Genomic DNA, 25,735 nt, shown 5'->3' with positions numbered 1-25,735 from the left:
CACATCCGCGACCTGCGACTACGTCTCCCGGAACCGGTGAAAGTTTCACCTCGCGCAGGGGACGGAGATCATGGGTCGACGGCCGGCGGCCGAGGCCGGGCACGGCCCGGTGCCCGGGGAGGAGATCCGGGCCAAGCGCGATCTTTGCAGGCGGTGCGACCGATAGATGGCACCATTTATCCCACTCGCACCAAGGAGCTCATGTGTTTGGGATCGTTCGGCCGTGCCGGCACGGGATGTGCGGCGGGCTGTTCAAGGAGTGGATGGCCCACCTGTGCGGGCTCTGCCTGGCCCTGCGGGACGAGCACGGCCAGGCCGCCCGGTTGGTGACCAACTACGACGGCCTGCTCGTCTCGGTCCTCACGGAGGCGCAGACGACCACCCCCGCCGCGCGCCGCCGGGCCGGGGCGTGCGCCCTGCGCGGCTTCAGGGGCGCCGACGTCGCCGAGGCCGAAGGGGTCCGGCTGGCCGCGGCGGTCTCGCTGATCCTGGCGGCCGGCAAGGTCGCCGACCACGTCGCCGACGGCGACGGCGCCTACGCCCGCCGCCCCGTGGCCCTCGTCGCCGGGAAGGTCGCCGCCCGCTGGTCCGCCGCGGGCACCCGTACGGCCGGCGACCTGGGATTCGTCCCCGAGCCGCTGCTGCGCGCGGCCGAGGCGCAGGCACGGCTGGAGGGCACCCCGGGCCTGGGGCTGCCGGCGCTCACCGCGCCCACCGAGGAGGCGGTCGCCGCCGCCTTCGGGCACACGGCGCTCCTCGCCGGCAAACCGCACAACCGCGAGACGCTCATGGAGGCGGGACGCCACTTCGGCCGCCTGGCCCACCTGCTCGACGCGGTGGAGGACCTGGCCGCCGACCGGGCGACGGGCGCCTACAACCCGCTGACGGCCTCCGGCACCGACCTCGCCGCCGCCCGGCGGCACGCCGACGACGCGCTGCTCGGCCTGGAGCTGGCCGTGGCCGACCTCGACCTGGAGCGGCGCACGCTGGTGCGGGCGCTGCTGGTGAAGGAGACCCGGCGCTCGGCCGACCGCGTCTTCGCCCTGGCGGGCCGGGAACGGCGGGAGGCCCCCGGGGTGCCGGGACCTCCCGAGGCACCGCCGCGCGACCCGCGCCTCAAGCCCGACCCGGGGGGCCTGCTGTCGATGGCGTGCGCCGCGATGGCCTGCTGCACCTGCGGGCTGTACCGGCCGCCGTGGGACGAGGAGCGCTACAGGTCGTGCTGGGACCGCTGCGACTGCAGCGGCTGCGACGCGTGCTCGAACTGCGGGGACTGCTGTAACTGCTGTAGCTGCTGCGGCGAGGACGGATGCGGCTGCGACGGCTGCGGCTGCGACTGCTAGCCGTACGGAAAGGCCGCCGTCGCCTCAAGCGCCCGGCCGCGTCCGTCAAGGGCCGGGCCGAGGTCCTTCCCGCGGTGGCCGGGCCGGCGCTCCGGCCACCGTACCGGCGGGTCAGAGGTCGGCGAGGCCGAGTTCGCGGGCGATGAGCATGCGCTGGACCTCGCTCGTGCCCTCGCCGATCTCCAGGATCTTGGCGTCGCGGTAGAAGCGGCCGACCGGGTACTCGTTCATGAAGCCGTACCCGCCGAAGATCTGCGTGGCGTCGCGGGCGTTGTCCATCGCGGCGTTGCTGGAGACGAGCTTGGCGATGGCCGCCTCCTTCTTGAAGGGCTCCCCGGCCAGCATCCGCTCGGCGGCGTGGTAGTAGGCCAGGCGGGCGGTGTGGGTCCGGGTCTCCATGTCGGCGATCTTGAACTGGATGGCCTGGTAGTGGCCGATCGGGTGGCCGAACGCCTGGCGCTCGCGGACGTAGCGCAGGCACTCGTCCACGCAGCCCTGGGCCAGGCCGACCGAGAGGGCGGCGATGGCGACGCGGCCCTCGTCGAGGGTCTGCAGGAACTGGGCGTAGCCCCTGCCCCGCTCGCCGAGCAGGTTGGCCGACGGGACCCGGCAGTCGGAGAAGGACAGCTCGCGGGTGTCGGAGGCGTTCCAGCCGACCTTGGAGTACTTCTTGGAGACGGTGAAGCCGGGCGTGCCCGACGGCACCAGGATCGTGGAGATCTCCGGCCTGCCGTCCGCGCGGCTGCCGGTGATGGCGGCCACCCCGACGACGCCGGTGATGTCGGTGCCGGAGTTGGTGATGAACGCCTTGGAACCGTTGATCACCCACTCGTCGCCGTCCAGCACGGCGGTGGTGCGCATGCCGCCGGGCACGTCGGAGCCACCGCCCGGCTCGGTGAGGCCGAAGGCGCCGAGCGCCTCGCCCGCCGCCAGCCGGGGCAGCCACTCGGCGCGCTGGGCGTCGGTGCCGAACCGGTAGATCGGCATCGCGCCCAGCGACACCGCGGCCTCCAGGGTGATGGCCACGCTGGAGTCGACCCGGGCCAGCTCCTCCAGGGCGAGGCACAGGGCGAAGTAGTCGCCGCCCATGCCGCCGTGCTCCTCGGGGATCGGCAGGCCGAACAGGCCCATCGCGCCCATCTGCCGCACGATGTCGTAGGGGAACTCCTCGCGCTCGTAGAAGTCCCCGATCACCGGGGCGACCACGTCGCGGGCGAACGCCTCGACGGTCTTGCGCAGGTCCTCGTACTCGTCACCGAGCTTGGGCATCGTCACTACTCCTTGACGTCGTGGTCGGCCGTACCGCCGGTGGGGGTCTCCCCCAGCGCCTGGACGACCCGGGAGGGGCTGGGACGGCCGAGCCTCGCGGCCAGCCAGGTACTGGTCTCCACCAGCGAGGCGAGGTCGAGACCCGTCTCGACGCCGAGGCCGTGCAGCATCCACACCAGGTCCTCGGTGGCGAGGTTGCCGGTGGCGCTGTCGGCGTAGGGGCAGCCGCCGATGCCGCCGGTGGAGGCGTCGACCACGGTCACGCCCGCCCGCAGCGCGGCCAGGGTGTTGGCCAGGGCCTGACCGTAGGTGTCGTGGAAGTGCACCGCCAGCCGCGAGGGCCCGCCGAACGCGCCGATCAGCGCGGTGACGTGCCCGGGGGTGCCGACGCCGATCGTGTCGCCGAGCGACAGCTCGAAGCAGCCCATGTCGAGCAGCCTGCGGCCTACCTCGACCACCTGACCGACCGGGGTGGGGCCCTCCCAGGGGTCGCCGAAGCACATCGACACGTACGCCCTGACCCGCAGGCCGTTCTCCAGCGCCCGCGCCACGACCGGCTCGAACATCTCGAACTGCGAGGCGAGCGTGCGGTTGAGGTTGCGGCGGGCGAAGGTCTCGGTGGCGCTGGCGAAGACCGCGATCTCCTCGACGCCGTGCTCCAGCGCCCGGTCCAGGCCGCGCTCGTTGGGGACGAGCACCGGGTAGCGCACGCCGGGGACCTTCTCGACGAGGCCCAGCAGTTCGGCGGCGTCGGCGAGCTGGGGCACCCACTTGGGGTGCACGAAGCTGGTCGTCTCGATCACGCGGTGCCCGGCCGCGGCCAGCCGGGCGACGAACTCGGCCTTGACCTCGACGGGAACGACCGCCTTCTCGTTCTGCAGCCCGTCGCGCGGCCCGACCTCGTAGACCGTGACCCGGTCGGGCAGCCCGGCCTCCCGGACCGCGTACGGCTCGCGCATCACGCCTCCCGTCCCGGCGCGGCGGCGATGTGCCGTCCGCGCGCCGTGTCCCGTCCCGCGACCGTGTACGGCTCGCGCGTCACCGCTCCCCCTCGTCGTGCGGCCGGACGACCGCCAGGACGGCGTCCATGTCGACCGCCTGGCCGGCCCGCGCCGGCAGCTCGGTGACGACTCCGGCGATCGGCGCGGTCACGGTGTGCTCCATCTTCATCGCCTCGACGATGACCAGCGGCTGGCCCTCCGCGACGCCCTCCCCGATCCCGGCCTTGACCACCAGGACCGTGCCGGGCATGGGGCTGCGGACCACGCCGTCGGCGGCGCCGGCCGCGCCCGCGCGGTCCCCGGGGTCGCCCAGGTGGTGGCGGGTCAGGGCCCAGGCGGCGCCGTCGCGGCCCAGCCAGACGGTGTCGCCGTCGCGGGCGACGGCGTAGCGCCTGCGGACGCCGTCCAGGGTGACGAGCAGGTCGTCGCCGTCCAGGGCCAGCGTCGCCCGTACGGCACCGGCCGTCCCCGCGGCCTCTGTGTCCCCGGCGTCCCCGGCGCCCCGGTCCTCACCGGCCCCGCCGGCGGCCGGACGCACCTCGGCTCCGGCGGGAGACCCGGGGAGCCCGCGCACCCGCACCTCGGACACGCCGTCGCGGCTCTCCAGCCGCCACGCGGTCCACGCCGCGTCCCCGAGCCGCCAGCCGTCGGGCACGTCCCACGGGTCGGCCGGCGCGGCGGGCACCCGCTCGTGGTGCAGGAGCAGGGCGGCGGCGACCGGCACGTCGGCGGGGACGGCCCCGCCCGCGGCGAGCTCGCCGAGGTGGCGCTCGACCAGGCCGGTGTCGAGGGCTCCGGAGACCACCTCGGGATGGGTGAGCAGGGCGCGCAGGAAGGAGACGTTGGTCGGCACGCCGAGCACGACCGTCCCGGCGAGCGCCCCGTCCAGCCGCCGCAGCGCGCTCACCCGGTCGGGGCCCCAGGCGATCACCTTGGACAGCATCGGGTCGTAGTCGCTGCCGACGGTCCCGCCGATCATCAGGCCGGAGTCGACCCGGACGCCCTCGGGCTCGCGCAGCGCCAGGACCCGGCCGCCGGTCGGCAGGAAGCCCCGGGAGGGGTCCTCGGCGTAGACGCGGGCCTCCACGGCGTGGCCGCGCAGCCGTACCTCCTCCTGGGTGAGCGGCAGCGGCTCGCCGGCGGCGGCCCGCAGCTGCAGCTCGACCAGGTCCAGGCCGGTGACCAGCTCGGTGACCGGGTGCTCGACCTGCAGGCGGGTGTTCATCTCCATGAAGTAGTAGTCGCCGGTGGCGCCCTGGACGATGAACTCGACGGTGCCGGCGCCGACGTAGCCGACGGCCCTGGCCGCCTCGACCGCCGCCGCGCCCATGCGGGCCCGGGCGGCGTCGTCGAGCAGCGGGGACGGCGCCTCCTCGATGATCTTCTGGTGGCGGCGCTGGAGGCTGCACTCGCGCTCGCCGAGGTGGACGACGTTGCCGTGCGCGTCGGCCATCACCTGGATCTCGATGTGGCGGGGGTTGTCCACGAACCGCTCGATCAGCAGGGTCGCGTCGCCGAACGCGGCGGCGGCCGTACGGCGGGCCGACGCCAGCGCCTCGGGCAGTTCCCCGGCGGAGCGCACCAGCACCATGCCCTTGCCGCCGCCGCCCGCGGACGGCTTGATCAGCGCGGGGAAGCCGACCCGCTCGGCCGCCGCGACGAGGTCGTCGCCGGGTTCGGCGCCGCCGGGCACGACGGGGACCCCGGCGGCGGCCACGGTCTCCTTGGCCCGGATCTTGTCGCCCATGGCCTCGATGGCCTCGGGCGGCGGGCCGACGAACACCAGGCCGGCCTCGGCGCAGCGCCGGGCGAAGGCGGCGTTCTCCGCCAGGAAGCCGTATCCGGGGTGCACGGCCTGGGCGCCGGTCGCCGCGGCGGCGGCCAGGATCCGGTCGATGTCGAGGTAGCCGCCACCGAGCCGGACCGCGACGTCGGCCTCGCGGACGTGCCGGGCGCCGGCGTCGGCGTCGCTGTACACGGCGACGGAGCGGATTCCGAGCCTCCGGAGCGTCCGGATGACGCGCAGGGCGATCTCGCCGCGGTTGGCGATCAGGACGGTGTCGAACATCCCGGACCGGGCGGGGGCCGGGGCCGGGTCGTTCGCTGTGGGGTTCGTCATGGGGCACTCACATCCGGAAGACGCCGTAGCCGACGGGGTCGAGGGGGGCGTTGGCCGCGGCGGACAGGGCCAGGCCCAGGACGGTGCGGGTGTCGAGGGGGTCGATGACGCCGTCGTCCCAGAGGCGGGCGGTGGAGTAGTAGGGGTTGCCCTGGTCCTCGTACTGCCTGCGGATGGCGTCGGGGTCGGCGTCGCCGACCGTGGACAGCACGTTGGCGGCCTGCTCGCCGCCCATCACGGAGATGCGGGCGTTCGGCCACATCCACAGGAACCGGGGCGAGTAGGCCCGCCCGGCCATGGCGTAGTTGCCCGCGCCGAACGAGCCGCCGACGACCACGGTGAGCTTGGGCACCCGGGCGCAGGCGACCGCGGTGACCATCTTGGCGCCGTGCTTGGCGATGCCGCCGGCCTCGTAGGCCCGGCCGACCATGAACCCGCTGATGTTCTGCAGGAAGACCAGGGGGATGGCGCGGCGGTCGCACAGCTCGATGAAGTGCGCGCCCTTGAGGGCGGACTCGGCGAACAGGATGCCGTTGTTGGCGATGATCCCCACCGGGTGGCCGTGGATGCGGGCGAAGCCGGTGACGAGGGTGGCGCCGTACTCGGCCTTGAACTCGCCGAACCGGCTGCCGTCCACGATCCGGGCGATGACCTCGCGCACGTCGTAGGGGACGCGGGTGTCGGCCGGGACGATCCCGTACAGGTCGCGGGGGTCGTGCGCGGGCTCCTCCGAGGCGGCGCGCTCCCACGGCGGGGGGGTGCGCGGGGCGAGGGTGGAGATGATGTCGCGGACGATCCGCAGCGCGTGGGAGTCGTCCTCGGCCAGGTGGTCGGTGACGCCGCTGACCCGCGAGTGCAGGTCGCCGCCGCCGAGCTCCTCGGCGGTGACCTCCTCGCCGGTGGCGGCCTTCACCAGCGGCGGCCCGCCCAGGAAGATCGTGCCCTGGTCGCGCACGATGACCGCCTCGTCGCTCATCGCCGGGACGTAGGCGCCGCCGGCCGTGCAGGAGCCGAGGACGGCGGCGATCTGCGGGATGCCGCGCGCCGACATGGTGGCCTGGTTGTAGAAGATCCGGCCGAAGTGCTCGCGGTCGGGGAAGACCTCGTCCTGGCGGGGCAGGAACGCGCCGCCGGAGTCGACGAGGTAGACGCACGGCAGGTGGTTGTGGAGGGCGACCTCCTGTGCCCGCAGGTGCTTCTTGACCGTCATCGGGTAGTAGGTGCCGCCCTTGACGGTGGCGTCGTTGGCGACGACCACGCACTCGCGGCCGGAGACGCGGCCGACGCCGGTGATGATCCCGGCCGCCGGGGCGTCGTCGCCGTACATCCCGTTCGCGGCGAGCTGGGACAGCTCCAGGAAGCGCGAGCCCGGGTCCAGGAGGGCGTCGACCCGGTCGCGGGGCAGCAGTTTGCCGCGCGAGACGTGCCTGGCCCGCGACCGCTCCGGGCCGCCCAGGGCGGCGACGGCGACACGTTCGCGCAGCTCGGCCACCAGCCGCTCGTTGACCTCGGCGTTGGCCTTGAAGGCGTCGCCGCCCGGATCGCAGGTGCTTCGCAGCACCGGCCAGCCACTCATGCGCTCTCCTCTTCGGCGCGGCGGCCCGGCCGTCACGACCGCGACCGCCGCCCGGCCGCGTCGCCGCGGACCGGTGGGTGACAACGTCGTCTTCACCGCAGATGTTAGTCATCGTTAACGTCAGCGTCTACCATGCGGGGGTGACGACCGCTCCGGCCTCCGCTCGCGCCCGCGGCTCGCGACGCGTGGAGATACTCGACGCCGCCGCCGCGCTGTTCGCCGCGCGCGGCTTCCACGGCGTGTCCATCGAGGACATCGGCGGCGCGGTCGGCGTCTCGGGCCCCGCCCTCTACCGGCACTTCAGCGGCAAGGAGGCCCTGCTGGCCGAGATGCTGCTGGACGTCAGCGAGCGCCTGCACGCCTCGGCGGGAAGGTGCGTCACCGAGGCCCCGGACGCCGAACACGCCCTGGACGCCCTGCTCAACGGGCAGATCGAATTCGCGCTCAGCCATCCGGCGCTGATCACCGTGCACGACCGCGAGCTCGGCAACGTCCCCGAGCCCGCCCGGCGCCGGATCAGGCGCCTGCAGCGGCTGTACGTGGAGGAGTGGGTGACCGTGCTGAGCGAGATCTACCCCTCGTGCCCCGCGGCGCGGCTGCGCGCCGCCACCCACGCCGTCTTCGGACTGCTCAACTCCACGCCGCACAGCGCGGGCGACCTCGCGCCCGAGCTGATGGCCGGCCTGCTGCGCGGGATGGCCCGCGCGGCGCTCGCCACGGTCGTGGTTAAGGAACGCTAACGGCGGCGGACCCATGGGTCCGCCGCCGTCAACGACTCAGGCGGGGCCGCCGAGCCGGAAGAGGTGTCAGGCGCCCGGAGCCTCCATCGGACGCGGCAGCGGGTGCGGGGGCGGGTACGGAGGCGGATACGAGGGCGGGTACGGCGGCCGCGGGTACGGAGGACGCACCACCGGCGGGTACGGCGGCCTCGGGTAGGGCGGGTAGTACACCGGCGGCCGTGGATACGGGTACGGCGGGTAGTAGACCGGCGGCCTCGGGTACGGGTACGGCGGGTAGTAGACCGGCGGCCTCGGGTAGCTCGCGGGCACGCAGTCGTACTGCGGGCACGGCATCGTAAAGCACTGCCTGGGATGGGGCACGCAGACCTGGCCGGGACCGCAGTTGGCGTACGCGCACGGCGACCCCGGCTGGCAGGCGGCCTCCTTGGCCGCCCCCCGCGCCGCGGCCGCCCCCTCGGCCCCGGCGACCGCCGCGTGATCGGCGGGCGCCGACGCGGCCTCGGCCGCCACCGCCGAGGTGGCCGCCATCGATCCGGCCACGGTGATCGCGGCCAGAAGCGGAATAAGTTTTCGGAGCATTCCTCCCCCTTGTCATGATCGGTGCTGCTCTGAATAGATGCTCGCACCGGCCGCGTTTGCTGACGGCAAAACGACCTTCAGAAAGGCGGATGGCTTCCCCGATAAATGTGGCCGATCATCTCGATCCGCGCATGAGCGATGGGGGGAGGAATATCTCATTATTCACCTATAAGGCCAGGCCATCGCGGCTGTAGGGGTGAGTTCTGATATATGGATATTTAGATCGCGAAAATACCGGGCCGATGGCCGGGGGCGCCCCCGAAAACCTGCCATCGCGTGGGATTCACCCGGGGATCATGAAAAACGGCCCGGACGCGTCCTCCCGGACCGCGGCCCGTACCGGATACGCATGGAACCGGACACGAGGACGGCCCGGGCGCCGAAACGCCCGGGCCGCTTCCCCATCGGCCGGCGCCGCCCCTCCGGGGGACGGCGCCGGAGCGGGCGTCAGCGCCTGATCACCTTGACGTAGTCGCTGCCGCTGGAGTCGGAGCGGAAGTCGTCGTCACCGGCGAAGACGAACTTCCAGTGACCCGACCGGTACGCCTTGGCCTTGGTGTAGAGGTGGCCTGCCCCGTTGGACCACGCGTTCTTGACGCGCTGCCACTTGCTCGACCCCGCGGGCTTGAAGTACAGGCCCACCTTGGCGCGGTAGCCCTCCCAGCCGGAGTCGTCGACCTGGAGCCTGCCGGTGAAGGTCAGGTACCGGCCGTGGCGGACGGGCTCCGGCGAGGCGTTGAACCGGATGACACGGCTGGCGCCGCGCTCCGGCTCCGGCTCCGGCTCCGGCTCCAGGACCCGCACGTGGTCGGTGCCGCTGGAGGCCCCGTCGACGTAACGGCCGCCGTCGAACACGGCCCGCCAGGTCCCGGACCGCTCGGCGGTCCCGCTCTCGGAGAACCTGCCGAACCGGTCGGTCCGGTCGGAGCCGACCTTCTCCCACCGCGAGGAGCCGTCGGCGCGGAACAGGATGTCGACCGTACGGCCCGCGTAGCCGTCCCAGCCGTGCCGGCCGTAGGCGAGCAGGCGCCCGTTGACGCTGAGCCTGGCGCCCTTGCGCACCGGCTCGGGCCAGGCGTTGAACTCGGCGATCCTGGTGTCGAGGACCCGCCTCACGACGTCGACGGTGAACCGGCCGCTCTCGGTGTCCTCCTTGCCGTCCTCACCGTGGGCGACGGCGATGTAGCTCCACCGTCCCTCCCTGTCCTTGGTGTCGAAGGTCTTGGTCGCGGTCCACTTCGACTCCAGGCCGTGCGGAGCGGGCTTGACCTCCAGGGGCGTCCAGTCCCCGCCGGGCGCCTTGATCTTGAAGTCGACCTTGCCGGCCCCCGAGGTGGTGAAGGTGAACTCCGCCCCGACCGGCGATCCGGTGACCAGGATCGGGTTGGGGTCGATCTTCACGCTGGAGACGACGGGGTCCGCCGCGGTCGCCGCGACCGCCGAGACCGTTGTGGCCGCCACGGCGGAGGGGGCCAGGGCGAGTGCCCCGACGCCCACGGTCAGCGCGACGGCGGCTCTGGTGCGTTGCAACATTCGGGTTTCCTCCCGTTGGTTGAACGCGGCATGAGGGTGCCACGTCGTACTTCAAGTAGACGTACTAGACAGGTCATGCGTTGTTAAACATGACAAACTGTTAAGAATCGCCGTCAGTTACACCGTTCCACCGTTGTCCGGCAGGTCAAAGAGGCCAAGGACGGGACGGCGACCGGCGCGAAGGACATAATCGAACTGTGGCGCGCGACACTGTTGAGACACACTTCGCCGAGGCCGTGACCGCTCTCACCGCGGGGACGCCGCGGGATCCCCTGCTTCCCGTACGGGAGGGCACCACCCTGACCGGTGCCCGCTGCCGGGAGCTGTTCGAGTTCCAGCTCGGCAGCAGGCTCCTCGACGTCACCGCACGCCGGCTCCGCGAGCAGGGCGAGGGCTTCTACACCATCGGCTCCGCCGGACACGAGGGCAACGCCGCGGTCGCCGCGGCGCTGCGCCCCACCGACCCCGCGCTGCTGCACTACCGCTCCGGGGCCTTCTACCTCGCCAGGTCGGCGATGGCCGGGCGCCTGCCCGAGGAGGGGCTGCGCGACGTGCTGCTCGGCCTGACCGCCGCCGCCGAGGAGCCGATCGCGGGGGGCCGCCACAAGGTCTTCGGCCACCCCGAACTGGCCGTGATCCCGCAGACCTCCACGATCGCCAGCCACCTGCCGCGCGCGGTCGGCGTGGCGTTCGCCATCGAGCGCGCCCGGGCGCTCGGCGTACCGGGCGCCTGGCCGCAGGACGCCGTCGCGGTGTGCAGCCTCGGTGACGCCTCGGTCAACCACGCCAGCGCCCTGTCCGGCCTGAACACCGCCGCCTACGCCGCCTACCAGCGGCTGGGACTGCCCCTGCTGTTCGTCTGCGAGGACAACGGCCTGGGCATCAGCGTGCGCACCCCCGCGGGGTGGGTGGAGGCCGCCCACCACCCGCTGCTGCCGTACTTCGCGGCCGACGGCTGCGACCTGGCCGACGTCCATGACGTCGCCGCCGCGGCCGCCGAGCACGTCCGGACCCGCCGCTCCCCGGCCCTGCTGCACCTGCGCACCGTGCGGCTGATGGGCCACGCCGGGTCCGACGTGGAGATGTCCTACCGGACCAAGCGCGAGATCGACGCCGACCTGGGGCGCGACCCGCTCGTCGCCACGGCCCGGCTGCTGGTCGAGGCGGGCCTGACCACGCCCGACGAGATCCTGGCGCACTACGAGACGATGCGCGAGCACCTGCTCAAGATGGCCCTGGAGAGCTCGCGGCGGCCCAGGCTCGCCTCCGCCGCCGAGGTCGTCGAACCGCTGGCCCCCCGCTCACCCGAGCGGGTCGCCGCGGCCGTCTCGGCCGCCTCGGCGGCCGCGTCCTCCCGGGAGAAGGCGTTCGGCGGCCGGCTCCCGGAGCGGGAGGGAGGGCTGACCCTCTCCCAGGCGATCAACCGGACCCTGGCCGACGCCCTGGCCGCCGACCCCGGCATGCTGGTGTTCGGCGAGGACGTCGCCCGCAAGGGCGGCGTCTACGGCGTCACCCGGGGGCTTCAGCGGCGCTTCGGCGCCGGCCAGGTGTTCGACACCCTCCTCGACGAGCAGACCGTCCTCGGCCTCGCGCTCGGCGCGGGCGTCTCCGGGCTGCTGCCGGTGCCCGAGATCCAGTATCTCGCCTACCTGCACAACGCCCTCGACCAGATCAGGGGCGAGGCGGCGACGCTGTCGTTCTTCTCCCGCGGCGCCTTCCGCAACCCGATGGTGGTCCGCGTCGCCTCCTACGCCTACCAGAAGGGCTTCGGCGGCCACTTCCACAACGACAACTCCGTCGCCGCGCTGCGCGACATCCCCGGCCTGGTCGTGGCCTCCCCCGCCCGGCCCGACGACGCGGCCTCGATGCTGCGCACCTGCCTGGCCGCCGCCCGCGCCGACGGCGGCGTCTGCGTCTTCCTGGAGCCGATCGCCCTGTACAACACCCGCGACCTGTTCGACGACGGCGACAACGGCTGGCTCTCGCCGTACGCCCCGCCGTCGCGCTGGGCCGAGACGCACGTCCCGATCGGGCGGGCCCGCAGCTACGGCGAGGGCCGCGACCTGACCATCGTGACGTTCGGCAACGGCGTGCGGATGAGCCTGCGCGCCGCGGTACGGCTCACCGCCGAGGGCTACGGCTGCCGGGTCGTGGACCTGCGCTGGCTGTCCCCGCTCCCGGTGGACGACCTGATGCGCGCGGCCGAGCTGACCGGCAACGTGCTGATCGCAGACGAGACCCGCCGCACCGGCGGGGTCTCCGAGGGCGTCGTCACCGAACTGCTCGACGCGGGCTTCACCGGCAGGATCGCCCGGGTGACCTCCTCCGACAGCTTCGTCCCGCTGGGGGACGCCTCGCGGCACGTGCTGCTGTCGGAGGACGACATCGAGGCCGCCGCCCGCAAACTGCTCGGCTGATCCCCCGCCGCGACCCGCGCGAGAATCGGTCACCCGGCCGCACCCCGGAAATCACCGAACACACCCGCGGGCCACTCCGGAGCGTGTTCAATTAGCTCCACACCGTTTCGGATTTTCGGCCCGCCCCCCGGTCAGGCGGCCCTCCGCTGAGGAAAACCAGGAGGTACCATGCCCGACGTGGCACTGAAGAGCACCCGCAGGCGCGTCTCGGACCTCGAGGCCTGGGCGTTCAGGACGAGCTCGGATCTGGCCGACATCAAGGAGACGCTGAACGATCTCCCCAAGGTCATCCGGGAGGAGGTCATGACGTACACCGTCCCGATGTTCGAGGAAGTCCTCAACAGGATGGCCACCAAGGAGGACCTCTCCGCGCTCTCGACGAAGGTCGACGGCCTGGAGAAGAGGTTCGACGGGCTGGAGCAGAAGGTCGACGGGCTGGAGCAGAGGTTCGACGGGCTGGAGCAGAAGGTCGACGGCCTGGAGCAGAGGTTCGACGGCCTGGAGAAGAGGTTCGACGGGCTGGAGCAGAAGGTCGACGGCCTGGAGCAGAGGTTCGACGGCCTGGAGAAGAGGTTCGACGGGCTGGAGCAGAAGGTCGACGGCCTGGACAAGAAGACCGACGAGCTGGCCGACCGGGTGGGTTCCATGGAGAGCCGCATGGACTCCCTCGAAAACCATATGACCGCCCTCAACGGCCGCATGGGTGCCATGGAGAACCGCATGGACTCCATGGACGGCAAGCTGGAGTTGATCCTCGCCAAGCTGAACTGATGTCTCGTGGCGGGGGTACGGGACCACGGTCCGGGCCCCCGCCGAGCGGTTCTACAGCCAGTCGCGGCGTTTGAAGACAAGGTAGAGCGTGACGCAGACGGCCGCCATCAGCAGCACGGCGAACGGGTAGCCGAAGGCCCAGTGCAGCTCCGGTATGTGGTCGAAGTTCATGCCGTAGATGGTGCCGACGAGGGTGGGGGCGAACAGGATCGCGGCCCAGGCGGAGATCTTCTTGACCTCCTCGTTCTGCGCGTTGCTGGCCTCGGTGAGCCGGGTCATGTGCTCGTTCTGGGCCTGGGCGACCATGGTGGAGTTGACCACGAGGATGTCGTGGAGCATCTGGCGGAAGCCGCTGACCCGCTCCGACACGGTGATGGCGTGGTCGGCGACGTCGCGCAGGTAGCGCTGCAGCTCCTGGTCCATTCCGTACTTGTCGGCGCCCGCGATGAACCCCTCGATCATGCCGAGCAACGGCCGGGTGGCCCGCTGGAACTCGATGACCTCCCGGGACAGCTCGTAGATGCGGCGGGAGACGCCGGGTTCGTTGCCGAAGACCTGCACCTCTATCTCGTCGATGTCGTTCTGCAGGCCGGCCACCACCGGCGCGTAGCCGTCCACGACCGCGTCCACGACGGCGTAGAGCACCGCCTGGGGTCCCTGGCGGAGCAGGTCGGGGTCGGCCTCCATGCGCCTGCGGACCTGGGACAGGTCGGGGGCCTCGCTGTGCCGTACGGTGATCACGAAATTGCGGCCGACGAACAGGTGCAGCTCGCCGAAGTCGACCTCCTCGGTCTCGTCGACGTAGCGGGCCGGGCGCAGCACCACGAAGAGGGTCTCCTCGTAGCGGTCGGCCTTGGGACGCTGGTGGGCGACGATGGCGTCCTCGACGGCCAGCTCGTGCAGGTCGAACTCCTCGGCGACGTTGTAGATCACCCCGTCCTCGGGGCGGTAGAAGCCGATCCAGGCCATGCTGCCGGGGGTGTTCTTCAGGCACTCGAACGCCTCGGGCAGCGATCCCGGCGTGGCGGCCCGTCGCCCGTCGACGTAGATCGCGTTGTCGATGACGTGCGACCGGGTCGAGGCCGGCTCGGCCTCGGCGGAACGGGGGTCCATCGACCGTTCGGGGGAGTCGCGCTCGACGCCGGGGCGGCCGCGCATCCGGCTCCGCATGCCCAGTATCCGCCGGTCAGCCACTTGCTCCTCCTCGTCCGCCCCGCCGGGCACCCCGATCCTGTGCGTGCCCGCGCCGTCTACCCGGGCGGTCACCGGGAAACCCACGGGGCGCGGTCCGCCCCGTCGGCCGGATTCCGTCTCCCCCGCGGCGCCCCGGACCCCGCTTCGTCTCCTTACGACCTTATCGCCGGTAGACCAAGCGTCATGGGACGCTTTGCTCCGGCGACGTTGAGGAGAGGCGAACGTTGAACGAGGTCTGGGAGTCCTTGACCGCGGCCCAGGCGGGGCCGCCCCCGTGGGCCGTGCTGCTGTCGGCGGCGGTCGCGCTGGCGACGGTGGCGTGGTCCGGGTCGTGGCACCTGTCCAGGGGGCTGATCACCATCGCGCACGAGGGCGGCCACGCGCTGGCGGCGCTGCTCACCCGGCGCAAGCTGCAGGGCATCCGGCTGCACTCGGACACTTCGGGGGTCACCCTGACCCGGGGCAGGCCGCGCGGACCGGGGATGATCCTGACCGCCGCCGCCGGCTACGTCACCCCATCGCTGCTGGGCGTGGGCGGGGCCTGGCTGACCGCCACCGGCCACGTGGCGATCCTGATCGCGGTGGTGATCGGGCTGCTCGCCGCCATGCTGCTGCTGATCCGCAACCTGTTCGGCGCGGTGAGCCTGCTGGCGACCGGCGGGGCGGTCTTCGCCGTCACGTGGTACTCCCCACCCGACGTGGACGCGGTCCTCGCCTGCCTGGCCGTGTGGTTCCTGCTGTTCGGCGGCGTCCGGCCGATCCTGGAGCTGCGCCGCAAGCGGAGCCGCGGCCACGCCCCCGACTCCGACGCCGACCAGCTCGCCCGGCTGACCTTCCTGCCCGGCGGGTTCTGGGTGCTGCTGTTCCTGCTGGTGGCCTGCGCCTGCCTGGCGGGCGGGGCCTGGCTGCTGAACCCGCTGCCCTGGCCCGCCTAGGTTCTGCCGACCGTCCCGCCCGCCACGGAGATCCACGGAGCAGAGCCGGGCCTTTGGCGAGCCTCTCCGCGACCGCCTCCCGGCCGGCTCCGGCCCTGTGGGCCGTCCCCGGTTCGCAGGCCGCCGCGGGTCCGTCCCCGCGAGCCCCGCCGCGCCGCCGCGCCGGGGGCGGCCGGACCGGTTCCGTGACCCGTCACGCTCGGTGACGACCCGAGAAGGCAAACCAACCCTGTTACCCGATATATACCTACATACTCGCATTGAACGTGTTAATTTCGGTCGAGAAGAGAAACCTCTTCGGTCCTCGACAGAGCGGCGCAGAGAATTTCTCCGAACAACTTTCATATATCTCACATAAGCGCAGGTCAAACCAAATATCATGACTTGACTTGTGAGATTTACACGTGTTGGTCGTGCAACTTGTAACTGGTGATTTCTCGGGTTATCCGGAATTCTCTCCCCTGGAAGACAGCAGGGAGATTGCCGTGAATGACCACTATGAGCTTTATTGCCTAGCGGACCCGACCTTCTACGACACTCTCGACAGTGACCGGAGCGAGCACCCGGACTTCCCGCTCGCCGGCCGGGAGGTGCCGGGCGGTTGGGCGCACCAGGCGACGGACACGTGGATGCACTACGCGCCCCTCGACGCCAGGACGCCGAGGCAGGGCTGGAAGATCCACGTGTCGGCGTGCCTGGACGACGCCGAGCGGGCGATGGAGCTGGTTTGGGACTACTGCGTGCCCCGCGGGATCGCGTTCAAGTTCCTGCGCAGCCGGCCGGTCGTGACGATGCTGAACTCCAAGGCGGCCCCCCGCGGGTCCAGCGGCAAGCTGGTGACGATCTATCCCGTGGACGAGGCGCAGCTGGAGCTCACGCTGAAGGAGCTGCACGAGCTGCTCCACGGCGTCCACGGCCCCTACATCCTCAGTGACCTGCGCTACGGCGAGGGCCCGCTCTTCGTGCGCTACGGCGGTTTCGCCTCCCGGCACTGCCTGGACGCCAAGGGCGAGGCGGTGCTCGCGATCGAGGACGCCGACGGCCGGCTGGTGCCCGACGTGCGCGGGCCGTCCTTCTCCGTGCCGTCCTGGGTGACGCTGCCGGAGTTCCTGGAGCCGCACCTCGCGGCCCGCAACGCGGTCACCACCGGCGGCCTGCCGTACGAGGTCGAGAGCGTCATGCACTTCTCCAACGGCGGAGGGGTCTACCTCGGGCGGGAGCGACGCGGCGGCAGGCCCGTGGTGCTGAAGGAGGCCCGCCCGCACGCCGGCCTCGACGCCGCGGGCCGCGACGCGGTGGCGCGCCTGGGACACGAACGCGACATGCTGGAGCGCCTGTCCGGGCTGGACTGCGTGCCCGAGCTGATCGACTACTTCGTCCTCGGCGAGCACCACTTCCTGGTGCAGGAGTTCGTCGACGGCAATCCCCTGCAGCGGCAGCTGGTGCAGCGCTACCCCCTCACCCGGGCCGGCTGCGACGCCGGGACCCTCGCCGAGTACACCGCGTGGGTCATGGAGACGCTCCCCAAGGTCCGGCGGGCCGTCGAGGCGCTGCACGAGCGCGGCGTGGTCTTCGGCGACCTGCATCCCAACAACATCCTCATCACCGCCGAGGGCCGCCTGGTCATGATCGACTACGAGGTGGCGACCCTCGCCGAGGACCGCGGCCGCGCCGCCCTGGGCCATCCCGCCTTCAACGCGCCGCCCGGCCGCCAGGGCGTCGAGATCGACGACTACGCGCTGGCCTGCCTGTGCTTCGGCCTGTTCGCGCCGCAGCTCACCGTCACCCAGTCACTCGACCGGGCCAAGGTGTTCCAGCTCGCCGAGCTCGTCACCGAGACCTTCCCGGTGCCGCCGGAGGTGGTTCAGGAGGCGGTCCGCACCATCGTCGGCGACGACCCGGTGACGGCGCGGCCCCTCCCCCGGCTCGCCCCGGACGACTGGCCCGCGCTGCGGGACGCCATGTGCCGGGCGATCCTGGCGAGCGCCACCCCCGGGCGTGACGACCGTCTCTTCCCCGGCGACGTGGCCCAGTTCAGGCCCGGCGGCGGCCTGAACCTCGCGTACGGCGCGGCCGGCGTGCTCTACGCGCTGGACGCCGCCGGCACCGAGGTCCGCCCCGAGCACGTGGAGTGGCTGCGCCGCCGCGCCGCGTCCCCCGCCCCCGGGACCGGCGTCGGGTTCTACGACGGGCTGCACGGCGTCGCCTACGTCCTCGACCGGCTCGGGCACCGCCAGGACGCGCTCGACGCGGTCGAGGTGGCCATGCGGGAGAAGTGGGAGGGGCTGGAACCCGGCCTGTTCGGGGGCCTCGCGGGTGTCGGGCTGAACCTCCTGCACCTGGCCGGCACGACCGGTGAGCAGACGCTCGCCGACCTGGCGCTGCGCGCCGTCGGCGTCTGCGCCGACCGGCTCGGCGGGGTGGAGGACGTGCCGGAGACCAGCGGCGGCGGCAACCCGCGGGCCGGGCTGATGTACGGCTCGTCCGGGCCCGCCCTCCTCTTCCTGCACGCCTACGAGCGGACCGGCGACGCCGGGCTGCTCGACCTGGCGGCCGTGGCGCTCCGGCAGGACCTGCGGCGCTGCGTCACCGTCCAGGACGACTCGCTGCAGGTCACACAGGGGTGGCGCACGCTGCCCTACCTGGACGAGGGATCGGCCGGCATCGGCCTGGTCCTCGCCCGCTATCTGGCCCACCGCGACGACGACGGCTTCCGGACCGCGCTGCGGGGCTGCATGCGCGCCGCCCGGAGCCGCTACTACGTCCAGCCGGGGCTGTTCACCGGCCGGGCGGGCATGATCGCGGCCCTGGCCGCGGTCCCGGAGCCCGCGCCGGGCGACCCCGCCCGCACCGGCGCGAGCTCCGCCGGCTCCGGGGCCGCCACCGACCTCGCCGAGCAGATCCGGGGACTGGGCTGGCACGCGCTGTCATACGGCGACGGCCTGGCCTTCCCCGGCGACCAGCTGCTCAGGCTTTCGATGGACTTCGCGACCGGCACGGCCGGAGTCCTGTTCGCGATGAGCTCCGCGCTGGGCGACCGGCGGGTGCTCCTCCCCTTTGTCGAGCCGCCCGGCGGCGCGGGTGCCCTGTCCACGGCACTACCCGCGCATGGATCCGCCGAGCGGCTTTCCCCCCGCGAGCCTTCGAAGGAGGTGTGACAACAGCATGGTACTTCTCGACCTCCAGAGCCTGGAAGCCCCCAACGGGGGTGGCGGTGGCGGCGGCGGCAGCTCGCTGACCGTTCTCGGTTGCGAGTCCTGCACGCCGAGCAACCTGAGCCTGCTCCTGTGCCACTGATCCTCTTCCCGATCGCCAGAAACGGAGTAACACCATGGTTCTTCTCGACCTCCAGGCTCTCGAGGCTCCCGGCGGCGGCCACGGCGGTGGCGGCGGCAGCACGCTGACCGTCCTGGGCTGCGAGTCCCAGACGCCGAGCAACCTGAGCGCCCTGCTCTGCCACTAGTCGTCTCCGATCACAAGGAAGAGGTAAGGAAAATGGTTCTTCTCGACCTCCAGGCTCTTGAGGCTCCCGGCGGCGGCCACGGCGGTGGCGGCGGCAGCTCGCTGACCGTCCTGGGCTGCGAGTCCTACACGCCGAGCAACCTGAGCCTGCTGCTCTGCCACTAGTGACACCCCGTGCCCGGGGCGGCCGATGACGGCGGCCGTCCCGGGCACGGCCTGTTCCGGGGACTTCTTCCGAGCCCCGTCGAGCGGGCCCCAGAACCTTTCGAGCGAAGGAGGGACCGGTGCGGATGGCGGACCGGCTGCTCGCCCAGACCGTACGGCGCGGCGGCCCCTGGCTGGGCGTCCTCGCCGTCTCCTCCGTCGCCGGGGCGCTGGCCGAACTGGCGCTCCCCTACGCGCTGGGCCGGGCCGTCGACGCCCTGGTCGCGGCCGGCCCGGCGGGCGGGGCCTGGACCTGGGCGGGCGTCTGCGCGGCGCTCGTGGCCGGGGCGGTCGCCTGCGACGCCCTGGGCGTCTGGGGCGCCGGGGTGAGCGGCGCCCAGGCCACGGCGTGGCTCCGCCTGCGGGCCCTGCGGCACGTCCTCGGCGCCGGGCCCGCGCTGACCCGCCGCCTCCCCGAAGGGGACCTCGTCACCCGGATGGGGGTGAACGCCGAGGAGGCCGGTCGGGCGCCGGAGGCGCTCGTCACCGCGGCGGCGCTGGTGATCCCCTCGGCGGGCGGCATCGTGGCGCTCACCCTCATCGACGTCCGGCTGGCCCTGACCCTGGTCTGCGGCCTCGTCCTGATCACCTTCGTGCTGCGGGCGTTCCTGCGGGCCGGCACCTCGATCGCCGGCGGCTACCAGGAGGCCCAGGGCGACATCGCCGCCCGCCTGGTCGACGCCCTCGCCGGGGCCCGGACGATCGCCGCCGCGGGCACCGGGGCGGCGGAGAAGGCCCGGGTGCTGGCCGCGCTGCCCCGGCTGCGCGGGCACGCCATGGACATGTGGCGGGCCAACGCGAGCGCCGGCGTGCGGGCGGGCGCCGTGGTGCCGCTGCTGGAGGTGGCCGTGCTGGCGGTGGGCGGGCTGCGACTGGCGGACGGCGGGCTGACCGCGGGCGAGCTGTACTCCGCCGCCCGCTACGTCGTGCTCGGCGCGGGCATCGGCTCGGCGCTCGGCCAGGTCGCCCGGCTGGCCCGGGCGCGCGCCGCGGCCGTCCGGATCACCGAGCTGACCGCCGGGACTCCGCGGGCCTACGGCGAGAGCCCGCTGCCGGCCGGCCCCGGAACGCTGGAGCTGCGCGGCGTGCGCGCCGAAGGGCTCGGCGAGATCGACCTGGTCGTCCCGGGCGGCTGCTCGGTGGCGGTGGTCGGGCGCTCCGGCAGCGGCAAGTCGGCCCTGGCCGCGCTCGCCGGGCGGCTGGCCGACCCCGCCGCCGGGACGGTCCTGCTGGACGGGGTGCCGCTGCCCCGGCTGTCGCCCGGGGCGCTGCGCCGGGCGGTGGGCTACGCCTTCGAACGTCCGGTGCTGGTCGGCGACACCGTCGAGGAGGCCGTCGGCCTGGGGCTGGACGAGCCGGACCCGCGGGCCGTGCGCCGGGCCGCCCGGGAGGCGTGCGCCGACGCGTTCGTCCGGCGGCTCCCCCTGGGGTACGGCACGCGCCTGGACGACGCCCCGATGTCGGGCGGGGAGCGGCAGCGCCTGGGGCTGGCGCGGGCGTTCGCGCACGGGCGGCGGCTGCTCGTCCTGGACGACGCCACCTCCAGCCTCGACACCGTCACCGAGCGGCAGGTCGCCGCGGCGCTGGCCGGGCGGCTGGGCGGCCGTACCCGGCTGGTCGTGACGCACCGCGCCGCGACCGCGGCGGCGGCGGACCGGGTGATCTGGCTGGACGGCGGGCGGGTGCGCGGCTACGGCACGCACCGGGCGCTGTGGAGGGACCCGGCGTACCGCGCCGTCTTCCAGGCGGACGGCCCGCCTCCCGGGCCTCCCGGATCCGCCTCCGGCCCGCCCGGCCCGCCCGGTCCCGTCGTGGCCACTGCGTCGCCGGCCGCGTCACCGCGGACGCCGTCCGCGCAGGGGACGCCGTGAACCGCCCGGTCCGCCGGGCGCTCCGCCGCGACCCGCGCCTGCTGGTCAGGCTCGCCGCGTGGTCGGTGGCGGAGACGGCGCCCGCCCTCGTCGTGGGCCTGGCCGTGGCGCGGGCGATCGACGACGGTTTCGCCGCGGGCCGGCCCGGCACCGGTTTCGCCTGGCTGGCGGTCCTCGCCGCCGCCTGGCTGGTGGGCGCGGCGGGCGCGCGGCAGGTCGTGCTGGCCGTCGCCGCGATCGTGGAGCCGTTCCGGGAGGACCTGCTCGGCCACGTCGTGGAGAGCGCGCTGGACCGCGCGTCCGCCGCCGGGCACGGGCCGGGCTCCGCGGCCGTGGCCCGGTCCAACCTCCAGGTGGAGCTGGCCCGTGACGCCTTCGCCTCGGTCATCACGGTGGTCAGGTCGTTCGCCTTCACCGTGGTGAGCGTGGTGCTGGGGCTGGGCGCGCTGGTCCCCGAGGTGCTGGTGCTGGTGCTGCCGCCGTTCGCGGCCGGCGTCGGGCTGTTCCTGCTGTCGCTGCCGGCCATGGCCCGGCGGCAGCGGGAGTTCCTGCTGGCCGACGAGCGCACCGCCGGGTCGCTGGCCGCCGCGGTGGGCGCCCTGCGGGACGTCACCGCCTGCGCGGCGGAGGACAGGGTGGCCGCCTCCGTCGGCGCGCGGGTGGCGGAGCAGGCCGCCGCGGGGCGGTCGCTGGCCCGGGTGACCGCCCTGCGCACGCTGTCGCTGGCGGTGGGCGGCCGGCTTCCGGTCCTGCTGATACTGGCCGGCACCCCCTGGCTGCTGTCGCGGGGGGCCGGGGCCGGGGTGGTCCTCGGCGCCCTGGCGTACGTGACGCAGTCGCTGGCCCCGGCGCTGGGCAACCTCGTGCAGGGGCTGGGGATCAGCGGTGTGCGGCTGCGGGTGTCGCTGGACCGCATCCTGCGGCCGGACGTCCCGCCCGGTCCCGCCTCCCCCGCCCTCCCGGCCGCCGCCGAGCGCCCTACGCTCTCCCCCGAGGGCCATGCCCCCTCCCCCGGTCCCGTGGCTCCGCCGTACGGTCCGGCCGCCGGGCGGGTCGCGGCCCGGAACGTGCGCGCCGAGCTGCGCGGGGTCGTCTTCGCGTACGGCCCGCACGCCGAGCCGGTGATCTCCGGCCTGGACCTGTCGATCCCCGAGGGCGACCACCTCGCCGTGGTGGGGCCCAGCGGCATCGGCAAATCGACGCTGGGCGCGCTGCTGGCCGGGGTGCTGCGGCCCGGCGCGGGCCGCGTCGAGGTCGGCGGCGTCCCCGCCGACCGGCTCGATCCGGCCTGCCGGGTGCTGATCCCCCAGGAGGCGTACGTCTTCCGGGGCACGCTGTGGGACAACCTCACCTACCTGGCGCCGGCGTCGCGCGAGGAGGTGGACGCCGCCGCCCGCGAGGTGGGCCTGACCGCGCTGGCGGAGCGGCTGGGCGGCTACGACGCCGAGGTGTCCTCCGGCGCGCTGTCCCCGGCCGAGCGGCAGCTCGTCGCCCTGACCCGCGCCCATCTCTCCCCGGCCCGCCTGGTGATCCTCGACGAGGCGACGTGCCACCTGGACCCGGCGGCCGAGGCCCGCGCGGAGGGGGCGTTCGCCCGCCGCGGCGGCACCCTCGTCGTCATCGCGCACCGGCTGACGTCGGCGACGCGGGCGCGGCGGATCCTCGTCATGGACGGCACCAGCGTCCGGCTCGGCGGGCACTCGGAGCTGCTCGCCGCCTCTCCCCTCTACGCCGACCTGGTCGGCCACTGGAACCCCGCGACCCCACAGGAGCCGGTGCTGTGATCCGTCCCCCCGCCGAACGGCAGCCGATCGTCGACCACCTGCACGGGCACGCGGTGGCCGACCCCTACCGGTGGCTGGAGGACGCCGATGATCCCCGGACGCGGGAGTGGCTGGCCGCGCAGGAGAGGCTGTGGCGCGGCCACGCGGACGCGCTCGCCGGGCGCGCGGCGTGGCACGGGCGGGTGGCCCGGCTCATGTCCGCCGGGATGGCGGGGCCGCCGCTGTGGCGGGGCGGTCGCCGGTTCTTCCTGCGCCGCGAGGCCGGCCAGGAGCACGCCGTGCTGTACACCGCCGGACCGGACGGGGCCGAGCGGGCGCTGGTCGACCCGGCGGAGCTCGACCCGTCGGGGCTGACCACCCTCGACTCCTGGCAGCCCGACCTGGACGGCCGGCTGCTGGCCTACCAGGTCTCCAGGAACGGCGACGAGCGTTCGGAGCTGCGGGTCCTCGACGTCGCCACCGGGCGGCAGGTGGACGGCCCGATCGACCGCTGCCGCTACGCACCCGTGGTCTGGCTGCCCGGCGGGAAGGCGTTCTTCTACGTGCGCGCGCGGCGGGTGTGCCTGCACCGGCTGGGCGTCCCCGCCGGCGACGACGCGGTGATCCGCGGCGACGAGCGGTCCTACGGCCTGGGGATGAGCGCCGACGGCCGCTGGCTGACGGTCTCGGCGGCCTCCGGCGGCGGCAACGACCTGTGGCTGGCCGACCTGTCGTCCGGGCCGCCGGAACGCCCCGGGCTGCGGGTGGTCCAGGAGGGGACGGCCGCGGCGACGGTGCCCGCGGTGGGCCCGGACGGGCGGCTGTACCTGCTGACCACCCTGGACGCCCCTCGGGGGCGGCTGTGCGTCGCCGACCCGGCTCGGCCCGGCGTGGCGGGCTGGCGGGAGCTGGTCGGCCCCGATCCGGAGGCGGTGACCGGCGACTTCGCGTTCGCCGGGGAGCCCGGCGCGCCGGTGCTGCTCGTCGGCCGTACCCGGCACGCGATCAGCGAGATCGCCGTGCACGACCCGGCCACCGGCGAAGGGCTGGGCGAGGTGCCGCTGCCCGGCCTCGGCGCGGCCGGGCGGATGTTCACCCGTCCCGAGGGCGGCCCCGAGGTGTGGTTCACCTACACCGACGGCGTCACGCCGACGAGCGTGCACCGCTACGACACCCGCACCGGGCGGACCACGCCGTGGGCCGCCGCGCCCGGCGCCGTCGAGGTGCCCGGGATCGTCTCCCGCCGGCTCGTCTGCGCCTCCCGGGACGGCACGCCCGTGCGGATGGTGGTGCTCGCCCGGCCCGGCTCCGGTCCGCGGCCGGCGGTCCTGTACGGCTACGGCGGGTTCGGCCGGCCGATGACGCCTTCGTACTCGGCCTACATCCTGCCCTGGGTCGAGGCCGGGGGCGTGTTCGTCCTGGCCCAGCTGCGCGGCGGCGGCGAGGAGGGCGCGGGGTGGCACCGCGACGGGGCGCTCGACCGCAAGCAGAACGCCGTCGACGACCTGGTGGCGGTGGCCGGGCATCTCGTCGCCGAGGGCTGGACCGTCCCGGACCGGCTGGGCCTGTGCGGTGAGTCCAACGGCGGGCTGGTGGCCGCGGCGGCGCTGACGCAGCGTCCCGACCTGTTCGCCGCCGCGGTCTGCTCGGCCCCGCTGACGGACATGGTCCGCTACGAGCGGTCCGGCCTGGGCCCGGCCTGGCGGGCGGAGTACGGCTCGGCCGACGACCCCGAGCAGCTCGGATGGCTGCTGGGCTACTCCCCCTACCACCGGGTGCGCGAGGGCGTGGACTACCCGGCGACGCTGCTGGCCGCCTTCGGCGGCGACTCCCGCGTGGACCCCATGCACGCGCGCAAGCTGTGCGCGGCGCTGCAGTGGGCGACCTCGGGGACACGACCGGTCCTGCTGCGCCACGAGGAGGGCGTCGGGCACGCGGCGCGGTCGGCGAGCCGGTCGGTGGGGCTGGCGGGCGACCTGCTGGCCTTCCTCGCCGAGCACACCGGCCTGCGACTCGCCCAGGACCCGGGTCCGCCGCCGTACGGGCCACCGGTCCTGGACGGGGCCGGTCAGGCGCCCTGACCGGGGAGCGTGCCCGGCCGTCCCGGTGTGACCAGGCCGCACTGGTAGGCGAGGACGACGAGCTGGGCGCGGTCGCGGGCCCCCAGCTTGGTCATCGCCCGGCTGACGTGGGTCTTGGCGGTGGCCGGGCTGATCACCATGTGCGCGGCGATCTCGTCGTTGGACAGGCCGTGCGCCACCAGGGCCATCACCTCGCGTTCCCGGTTGGTCAGGACGTCCAGCCCGGTGGCGGAGAGCAGCGGGCGGCGGGCGACGAACTCGCCGATCAGGCGGCGGGTGACGGCCGGGGCGAGCAGCGCGTCGCCCCGCGCCGCGACGCGGACGCCGTGCAGCAGGTCGGCCGGCTCGGTGTCCTTGACCAGGAACCCGGTGGCGCCGGCGCGCAGCGCGTCGAAGACGTACTCGTCGAGGCCGTAGTTGGTGAGGATCACCACGTGCACCCCGGCCAGGGCGGGGTCGGCGGCGATCCGCCGGGTCGCCTCGATGCCGTCCATCACCGGCATCTGCACGTCGACGAGCGCGACGTCGGGCAGGTGCTCGCGGACCAGGGCGAGGCCCCTCGCCCCGTCCCCCGCCTCGCCGACCACCTGGAGGTCGTCCTCGGCCTCCAGCAGGGCGCGGAACCCCGCGCGGATGAGCGGCTGGTCGTCGACCAGGAGCACCCGGATCACGACGCGCCTCCCGCGGTGGCGGCGTCCCCGCCGATCTGTACGGCCTGCCCGCCGGGGCGGCGGGCGACGCGCGTCCCCGCCTGCCCGCCGGGACGGCGGGTGACGCTCACCCTCGCCGCGGGAGCCGCGTCCGTCACCGCCGGGCGGCGCTCGGGCATGATCCTCATACCGTCACAGTAGAGCCCGGCCGGACGCCTTTCGTCCGC

Annotated in this window: 20 protein-coding genes; 12 read left to right on the top strand and 8 right to left on the bottom strand. The window is 73.9% G+C overall.

Annotation, left to right across the window (positions count from 1 at the left end; genetic code table 11):
• Positions 1-203 precede the first annotated feature (203 nt).
• Positions 204-1,343 (top strand): DUF5685 family protein, encoded by a 1,140-nt coding sequence (locus HDA43_RS29250; RefSeq protein ID WP_179827368.1) that lies wholly within the window; start codon positions 204-206, stop codon positions 1,341-1,343.
• Between the two features lie 111 nt (positions 1,344-1,454).
• Here the strand turns inward: HDA43_RS29250 and HDA43_RS29245 are convergent, their stop codons facing one another.
• The 4 genes from HDA43_RS29245 to HDA43_RS29230 all read right to left on the bottom strand — a co-directional run bounded on the left by HDA43_RS29245 (position 1,455) and on the right by HDA43_RS29230 (position 7,308).
• Positions 1,455-2,612, bottom strand: a complete 1,158-nt coding sequence (locus HDA43_RS29245) for an acyl-CoA dehydrogenase family protein (RefSeq protein WP_218912677.1) — start codon at positions 2,610-2,612, stop codon at positions 1,455-1,457.
• Between the two features lie 5 nt (positions 2,613-2,617).
• The gene (locus tag HDA43_RS29240) at positions 2,618-3,571 is read right to left on the bottom strand and encodes a hydroxymethylglutaryl-CoA lyase (protein ID WP_179827362.1); all 954 of its coding nucleotides are present in this window, start codon (positions 3,569-3,571) and stop codon (positions 2,618-2,620) included.
• 79 nt (positions 3,572-3,650) lie between these two features.
• The gene (locus tag HDA43_RS29235) at positions 3,651-5,732 is read right to left on the bottom strand and encodes an acetyl/propionyl/methylcrotonyl-CoA carboxylase subunit alpha (RefSeq protein ID WP_376770529.1); all 2,082 of its coding nucleotides are present in this window, start codon (positions 5,730-5,732) and stop codon (positions 3,651-3,653) included.
• A 7-nt stretch (positions 5,733-5,739) separates the two neighbouring features.
• The gene (locus HDA43_RS29230; RefSeq protein WP_179827360.1) at positions 5,740-7,308 is read right to left on the bottom strand and encodes a carboxyl transferase domain-containing protein; all 1,569 of its coding nucleotides are present in this window, start codon (positions 7,306-7,308) and stop codon (positions 5,740-5,742) included.
• Between the two features lie 101 nt (positions 7,309-7,409).
• Between HDA43_RS29230 and HDA43_RS29225 the strand changes: the two genes are divergently transcribed.
• Complete coding sequence (locus HDA43_RS29225; protein ID WP_179827358.1) at positions 7,410-8,048, top strand: SACE_7040 family transcriptional regulator; 639 nt, start codon at positions 7,410-7,412, stop codon at positions 8,046-8,048.
• Between the two features lie 1,026 nt (positions 8,049-9,074).
• Here HDA43_RS29225 and HDA43_RS29220 read toward each other — a convergent pair.
• Positions 9,075-10,160 carry a hypothetical protein gene (locus HDA43_RS29220; RefSeq protein WP_179827356.1) on the bottom strand — a complete coding sequence of 362 codons (1,086 nt, stop codon included), beginning with the start codon at positions 10,158-10,160 and terminating at the stop codon, positions 9,075-9,077.
• A 197-nt stretch (positions 10,161-10,357) separates the two neighbouring features.
• Between HDA43_RS29220 and HDA43_RS29215 the strand changes: the two genes are divergently transcribed.
• Positions 10,358-12,577, top strand: a complete 2,220-nt coding sequence (locus HDA43_RS29215) for a thiamine pyrophosphate-dependent enzyme (protein WP_179827353.1) — start codon at positions 10,358-10,360, stop codon at positions 12,575-12,577.
• A gap of 177 nt (positions 12,578-12,754) precedes the next feature.
• Positions 12,755-13,348, top strand: coding sequence for a hypothetical protein (locus tag HDA43_RS29210; RefSeq protein ID WP_179827351.1), 594 nt, complete (start codon positions 12,755-12,757; stop codon positions 13,346-13,348).
• Positions 13,349-13,399: 51 nt separating this feature from the next.
• Here HDA43_RS29210 and HDA43_RS29205 read toward each other — a convergent pair whose 3' ends face one another.
• The gene (locus tag HDA43_RS29205; RefSeq protein WP_312873599.1) at positions 13,400-14,542 is read right to left on the bottom strand and encodes a magnesium and cobalt transport protein CorA; all 1,143 of its coding nucleotides are present in this window, start codon (positions 14,540-14,542) and stop codon (positions 13,400-13,402) included.
• A gap of 224 nt (positions 14,543-14,766) precedes the next feature.
• Here HDA43_RS29205 and HDA43_RS29200 point away from each other — a divergent pair, with 224 nt between their 5' ends.
• The 8 genes from HDA43_RS29200 (at position 14,767) to HDA43_RS29165 (ending at position 24,858) form a co-directional block, all read left to right on the top strand.
• Complete coding sequence (locus tag HDA43_RS29200) at positions 14,767-15,477, top strand: M50 family metallopeptidase (RefSeq protein ID WP_179827350.1); 711 nt, start codon at positions 14,767-14,769, stop codon at positions 15,475-15,477.
• Between the two features lie 485 nt (positions 15,478-15,962).
• Positions 15,963-18,635, top strand: coding sequence for a class III lanthionine synthetase LanKC (gene lanKC, locus HDA43_RS29195; protein WP_179827347.1), 2,673 nt, complete (start codon positions 15,963-15,965; stop codon positions 18,633-18,635).
• 7 nt (positions 18,636-18,642) lie between these two features.
• Positions 18,643-18,774 carry a SapB/AmfS family lanthipeptide gene (locus HDA43_RS29190; protein ID WP_179827346.1) on the top strand — a complete coding sequence of 44 codons (132 nt, stop codon included), beginning with the start codon at positions 18,643-18,645 and terminating at the stop codon, positions 18,772-18,774.
• A 34-nt stretch (positions 18,775-18,808) separates the two neighbouring features.
• The gene (locus tag HDA43_RS29185) at positions 18,809-18,940 is read left to right on the top strand and encodes a SapB/AmfS family lanthipeptide (RefSeq protein WP_179827342.1); all 132 of its coding nucleotides are present in this window, start codon (positions 18,809-18,811) and stop codon (positions 18,938-18,940) included.
• Between the two features lie 32 nt (positions 18,941-18,972).
• Positions 18,973-19,104, top strand: coding sequence for a SapB/AmfS family lanthipeptide (locus HDA43_RS29180; protein ID WP_179827333.1), 132 nt, complete (start codon positions 18,973-18,975; stop codon positions 19,102-19,104).
• Positions 19,105-19,229: 125 nt separating this feature from the next.
• Complete coding sequence (locus HDA43_RS29175; protein ID WP_218912802.1) at positions 19,230-21,014, top strand: ABC transporter ATP-binding protein; 1,785 nt, start codon at positions 19,230-19,232, stop codon at positions 21,012-21,014.
• Positions 21,011-22,798, top strand: a complete 1,788-nt coding sequence (locus HDA43_RS29170; RefSeq protein ID WP_179827324.1) for an ATP-binding cassette domain-containing protein — start codon at positions 21,011-21,013, stop codon at positions 22,796-22,798. Before HDA43_RS29175 ends, HDA43_RS29170 begins: the two co-directional genes overlap by 4 nt.
• Positions 22,795-24,858, top strand: a complete 2,064-nt coding sequence (locus tag HDA43_RS29165) for a prolyl oligopeptidase family serine peptidase (RefSeq protein WP_179827323.1) — start codon at positions 22,795-22,797, stop codon at positions 24,856-24,858. Before HDA43_RS29170 ends, HDA43_RS29165 begins: the two co-directional genes overlap by 4 nt.
• Here the strand turns inward: HDA43_RS29165 and HDA43_RS29160 are convergent.
• Complete coding sequence (locus HDA43_RS29160) at positions 24,846-25,529, bottom strand: response regulator (protein ID WP_179827322.1); 684 nt, start codon at positions 25,527-25,529, stop codon at positions 24,846-24,848. The genes HDA43_RS29165 and HDA43_RS29160 overlap by 13 nt on opposite strands.
• A complete protein-coding gene (locus HDA43_RS29155) occupies positions 25,526-25,696 on the bottom strand; it encodes a hypothetical protein (RefSeq protein ID WP_179827321.1) in 171 nt (56 codons plus the stop codon). Before HDA43_RS29155 ends, HDA43_RS29160 begins: the two co-directional genes overlap by 4 nt.
• Positions 25,697-25,735: the final 39 nt, after the last annotated feature.

The sequence above is a fragment of the Streptosporangium sandarakinum genome (assembly GCF_013409935.1).
In the GTDB taxonomy this organism is placed as follows: Bacteria; Actinomycetota; Actinomycetes; order Streptosporangiales; family Streptosporangiaceae; genus Streptosporangium; species Streptosporangium nondiastaticum.
This window is presented reverse-complemented; position numbering and strand designations above follow the sequence as displayed.

Bases quoted from the DNA above. Each gene is read 5' to 3' on its own strand.
- HDA43_RS29245 (WP_218912677.1), bottom strand. From the start codon at position 2,612: ATGCCCAAGCTCGGTGACGAGTACGAGGACCTGCGCAAGACCGTCGAG.
- HDA43_RS29240 (WP_179827362.1), bottom strand. From the start codon at position 3,571: ATGCGCGAGCCGTACGCGGTCCGGGAGGCCGGGCTGCCCGACCGGGTC.
- HDA43_RS29235 (WP_376770529.1), bottom strand. From the start codon at position 5,732: ATGACGAACCCCACAGCGAACGACCCGGCCCCGGCCCCCGCCCGGTCC.
- HDA43_RS29230 (WP_179827360.1), bottom strand. From the start codon at position 7,308: ATGAGTGGCTGGCCGGTGCTGCGAAGCACCTGCGATCCGGGCGGCGAC.
- HDA43_RS29225 (WP_179827358.1), top strand. From the start codon at position 7,410: ATGTTAGTCATCGTTAACGTCAGCGTCTACCATGCGGGGGTGACGACC.
- HDA43_RS29220 (WP_179827356.1), bottom strand. From the start codon at position 10,160: ATGTTGCAACGCACCAGAGCCGCCGTCGCGCTGACCGTGGGCGTCGGG.
- HDA43_RS29190 (WP_179827346.1), top strand. From the start codon at position 18,643: ATGGTACTTCTCGACCTCCAGAGCCTGGAAGCCCCCAACGGGGGTGGC.
- HDA43_RS29185 (WP_179827342.1), top strand. From the start codon at position 18,809: ATGGTTCTTCTCGACCTCCAGGCTCTCGAGGCTCCCGGCGGCGGCCAC.
- HDA43_RS29180 (WP_179827333.1), top strand. From the start codon at position 18,973: ATGGTTCTTCTCGACCTCCAGGCTCTTGAGGCTCCCGGCGGCGGCCAC.
- HDA43_RS29175 (WP_218912802.1), top strand. From the start codon at position 19,230: ATGGCGGACCGGCTGCTCGCCCAGACCGTACGGCGCGGCGGCCCCTGG.
- HDA43_RS29155 (WP_179827321.1), bottom strand. From the start codon at position 25,696: ATGAGGATCATGCCCGAGCGCCGCCCGGCGGTGACGGACGCGGCTCCC.